Origin of the sequence: Caulobacter segnis (genome assembly GCF_003243465.1) — a bacterium.
Classification (GTDB): domain Bacteria; phylum Pseudomonadota; class Alphaproteobacteria; order Caulobacterales; family Caulobacteraceae; genus Caulobacter; species Caulobacter segnis_A.
Map to the genome: position 1 here is coordinate 1 of NZ_QFQZ01000143.1, position 4,551 is coordinate 4,551.

Here is a 4,551-nt window from a genome sequence, read left to right on the forward strand (position 1 = left end):
CGACTTCGCGGACCAGGCGCGGCATGCGCTGGAACACCGACTTCACCGGCTGGGCGCGGATGGCCATGACGCTGTCCTGGATCTCGCGCGTCAGCTGTTCCAGCTCGTCGAGGCCCATGGCCAGGTTGGAGGACGGGGCGATGCCATATTCGCCGACGCGCTGCGCCAGCATGGCCTGGTTGATGACCAGCTCGCCGACCAGGTCGATCAGGCGGTCGATCCGCTCGGGATCGACGCGGATCACCGACTGGCCAGGACCGGGCACTTCGACCTGGGCGGCCTTGGCCGGGGCCGCGGCGGGCGCGGCGGCGGGAGCCGTCGGCGCGGCGGCCTTCGGCGCTTCGGCGACCGGAGCTGGCGCGGGGGCCGGGGGCGGCGGCGCTTCGGCGGCGGGCTTGGCTTCGACCGGTTCCGGCGCGGGGGCCTGCGCCACCACGGGTTCGGCGGCCGGCGGGGCCTGCACTTCGGCGGCCGAGATCTCGCCGGCGCTCACCAGGGCGGCGAGCTGCGCGACCGTGGCCTCGCCGCGGATGATGTCGAGGTCGCAGTCGCCGTCGACGAACTCGAAGACCTCGCGGATCGCGGTCTCGTCTTCCTCGGTCTCGACGCGAACATTCCAGGTGACGTAGGCCGCTTCCGGATCCAGCTCGTCCAGCTCCGGCAGGTGGCGATCGTCCAGGGTCGCTTTGATCGGGCCAAGGCGGCTCAGCTCACGCAGCAGCAGAGCCGTCTCGTTGGCCTTGCGATAGAGATCCGATTTCGGACGGATCGACACCGTCCAGATATTGTCCGGCGCCAGTTCGGCGTCGGCCGCCTGGGCCTCGACCGTGATGGTCTGGGGCACGAAGACGAAGCCGAGGTCGTCCTCTTCCAGCGCATCGTCATCAACGGCGGCGGGGACGGCCGCTTCGACAGGAGCTTCGGCGGCGGGAGCCTCGGCGACCGGAGCGGCGGCCGCGGCCGGCGCGGGGTTCGCGGCCGGATCGGTCCAATGCGCCAGCTCGGCGGCCATGGCGGCCGAGGCGGCCATGTCGACGTCGCCCAGGCCACGGGCGGTGCTGACGTGATCGGCCAGGATGTCGGAGGCGCGCAGCAGGACGGCGGCCAGTTCGATGGTGCTGGGCACGGCGCCGGAGCGCACGGAGTCCAGCAGGGTCTCGAACACGTGGGCGAAGCGCACCAGCGGCTCGAGGCCAAAGGCGCCGGCGCCGCCCTTGATCGAGTGGACGGCGCGGAAGACGGCGTTGACCGTCTCGAGGTCGCCGGACCCTTCCTGCATAGCCAGGAGACCGCCTTCGAGGTCGGCGAGAAGCTCCTCGCATTCCTGGAAGAAAGTGACCTTGATGGCCTCTAGCTCGTCCATTTCCCGTACGTCCTAATTCGCGTCTAGCAACGGGTATTCAAAATCAAAGCGGCTGGTCGCCCGCCGGATCAGGCGGCGACGCGGCGGATGGCGTCGACCAGCTTTTCCGGATTGAAGGGCTTCACGATCCAGCCCGTGGCGCCGGCCTCGCGGGCCCGCTGCTTCTTGGCCGGGTCGCTTTCCGTGGTCAGCACCAGGATCGGGATGGCGCGATAGTCGTCATCGACCCGCACCGCCTCGATGAAGCCGAAGCCGTCCAGCTTGGGCATGTTGATGTCCGTGATGATCACGTCCGGACGGTGGGCCGAGAGAACCTCGAGCCCATGCTCGCCGTCGACGGCCTCGACCACGTTGAAGCCGGCGCCGGCCAGGGCCATGCGCAGCATGTCCCTCATGGTGCGGGAGTCGTCGACCGTAAGAACCGTCTGCGTCACGATTCAGCTCCTTGAAATTCCGCCGACAGAAGCGCCTTTTCGGCGCCGAACAGACGGGTGGTTTCTACGAAGACCTCGGAAGGTCCGTTGATGGAAAAAGATTGACCGTCTTGGTCCCAGGCCTTGCGAGCCGCCAGGAGGACCTGCAGGCACAGGCCGCCGAAGCGGCGCACCTTGTCCGCCTCGATCTCGATCGGCGCGCCGCGGCGCTCCAGGAGGGCGGCCTTCAGAGGGGCCGCGGCCTTCAGGTCCAGATTTTCAGGCAGCGCGATGGCGGCCATCAGAATTCCTCCCAACCATCCGTTGCGGGGGCTTGAGCGACCGCCGCCGAACCACTGCTCCGGCCCGGGCGGGCGAAGGTGTTCAGGCGAGCCTGCTGCTCGGCCACCGGATTGCGCGCCGGAGCGTGCTGCGTCGCGTCGGCCACGGCCGGGCGCGAATAGGACGAGGCGGCCGAACCCACTTGGAAGCGGGCCATCAGGCGAACCAGCTCGGCGGTCTCACCCTTCAGCGAGTGCGTCGCGGCGGTCGACTGCTCGACCATGGCGGCGTTCTGCTGAGTGACCTGGTCCATCTGGTTCACGGCCGTATTGACTTCGTTCAGGCCGGTCGCCTGCTCCGCGGCAGAGGCCGCGATCTCGGTGACCAGGGCGTCGATCTCGCCAACCTTCGCCACGATGCGCTGCAGCGCTTCGCCCGTCTGGCCGACCAGGCTGACGCCTTGGCTGACCTGCTGGGTCGACGAGGAGATCAGGGTCTTGATCTCCTTGGCGGCCTCGGCGGAACGCTGGGCCAGAGCCCGGACTTCCTGAGCCACGACCGCGAAGCCGCGACCCGCCTCGCCCGCACGCGCCGCTTCGACGCCGGCGTTCAAGGCCAGAAGGTTGGTCTGGAAGGCGATCTCGTCGATCACGCCGATGATCTGGCTGATCTGACCCGAGCTCTTCTCGATCTCCCCCATGGCGGACACTGCCTGATGCACAACCTGGCCGGAATGCGTCGCTTCGCCACGGGTGGTGGAGACGACGTCCGAGGCCTGGCGGGCGCCGGCGGCGGTCCGACGGACGGTCGAGGTCAGCTGGTCCAGGGCGGCGGCGGTTTCTTCCAGGCTGGCGGCCTGCTGCTCGGTGCGGCGCGACAGGTCGTCGGACGCATGGGCGATCTCGTCGGCGCCGGTGCGCAGGCCGTCGGTCGAGGCGGCGATGACCTTCATCGTCTCCTGCAGCGAGCCCATGGCGGCGTTGAAGTCGTCCTTCAGCTTGCGATAGTCGCCGGGGAATTCGGCGTTGACGCGGAAGGTCAGGTCGCCCGAGGCCAGCTTCTCCAGGCCCGTGGCCAGGTTGGTGACCACAAGGGCGCTTTCCTGGGCGGCGGCGGCGGCGGCGGCTTCCTTGGCGCGGCGCTCGTCCGCGGTCAGGGCGGCCGACTTCTCCTGCTCGGCGCGCAGTTGCTCCAGGTGCAGCTGGTTGTCGCGGAAGACCTTCAGGGCCGAGACGATGGCGCCCAGTTCGTCGCCGCGGGTCAGCTTCTCGAGGTCGATGCTGTTGTCGCCCTTGGACAGCTTGTCCGTGGCGCCAGCGATGTCGTTGATCGACTTGCGCGTGGTCATCACGGTCAGGAACGCCAGGGCGCCGACAGCGGCCAGGGTGACCAGAGACATCACGATCGTGATGCTCATCGCCGCGGTGGCTTCCGTCTGACGCTTGGCGGTCTCCTTGGCGACGCGGGTGTTGGCCGCGGCGACCACCTGGTCGAGGATGCCCGTCATCTTGGCGTATTGTTCTTCGAACGGCGCGATGAAGCCGACAGCCATGTTGAAGTCGACGCCGATCATGCCGCTGACGGTGTCGATGGCGCTGTGGCACTCGTCGAGCGACTTGATCAGCTCGTTGATCTTGGGCTGTTCCGCGGCCGGCAGCTTGGCCTTCAGCGAGACCAGATCCTTCTTGACCGCATCGGTCTCGGTGAGGATCGCCGCCATGCGGGCGTCGTTCTTGGCGACGTCGATGTTGCCGGCCTTGTGGGTCAGCACGGTGTAGAGTTCACCGTTGATGTTGGAGATGCGCTTGGAGATCCTCTGGATCTCCATGTTCTGGCGCATGTCGCTTTCGACGACCTGCTTCAGCGCGGCCGACTGGCTCTGTTGAACAATGATGGCGCCGCCGGCCATCAGGGCCAGCATAAGCAGCGCGAACGCCGGCGCGAAGCCGATCTTGATGATCAACGGCAGATCGACGAGACGAATGCGTTTCACCGTAGGTCCCCTCCAACCAGCGGCCCGTGCCCACGGGTCGCCAAACTGAAGCGAGATATTCCAGATAGAGTCCTAACAGACTCTGACTTGGTTAAAACGAAATCGAGATAAATTCGGCCGAAAGCCCCAAAGGTGACTTTTCGTCGCAGCGTCCCCGTCTGGTTGCTAATGAGCGCAGGGACTGAAAAGGAATCGCGCGCCAGCAACCTTTATGGTTACCTGGTAGTAAAGCACGAATATTTTGATCGAGATCAGAATATATTAACTGCCCGTGGAGATTCTACGCCTGCGTCCAGTTGGCGCATCGTCCATATGACGTAGAAACACTACTAGGAGCAGCGGGATGAAATATCCGATCGCTATTGCCGCGGGAATCGCCGGCAGCTTTTTCGTCGCTCAGGCCGCTACGGCCGCCGGGGGTTTCGAAGACCAGATGGGCCGCTGCCTGCAGCAGTTCGCCAACACCCGCGACGCCGCTCAGGTCATGCTCGAATGCAACG

At 66.5% G+C, this 4,551-nt stretch carries 3 protein-coding genes and 2 pseudogenes; 1 reads left to right on the forward strand and 4 read right to left on the reverse strand.

From position 1 onward, the window contains the following. The 4 genes and pseudogenes from DI526_RS23110 to DI526_RS23125 form a co-directional block, all read right to left on the reverse strand. Positions 1–1,363 (reverse strand): Hpt domain-containing protein (locus tag DI526_RS23110; RefSeq protein WP_304283318.1); only part of this gene is annotated, 1,363 nt, incomplete at its 3' end. Positions 1,364–1,431: 68 nt separating this feature from the next. After that, on the reverse strand, positions 1,432–1,797 hold the full coding sequence (locus DI526_RS23115; RefSeq protein WP_013080817.1) for a response regulator: 366 nt from the start codon (positions 1,795–1,797) through the stop codon (positions 1,432–1,434). Continuing rightward, positions 1,794–2,081 (reverse strand): STAS domain-containing protein, encoded by a 288-nt coding sequence (locus DI526_RS23120; protein WP_304283323.1) that lies wholly within the window; start codon positions 2,079–2,081, stop codon positions 1,794–1,796. The genes DI526_RS23115 and DI526_RS23120 overlap by 4 nt, the downstream gene beginning before the upstream one ends. Continuing rightward, positions 2,078–4,095, reverse strand: a pseudogene (locus DI526_RS23125) (methyl-accepting chemotaxis protein). The gene DI526_RS23120 and the pseudogene DI526_RS23125 overlap by 4 nt, the downstream one beginning before the upstream one ends. Before the next feature lie 299 nt (positions 4,096–4,394). Between DI526_RS23125 and DI526_RS23130 the strand changes: the two are divergent. Further along, positions 4,395–4,551: pseudogene (locus DI526_RS23130) on the forward strand (hypothetical protein); the annotation flags it as partial.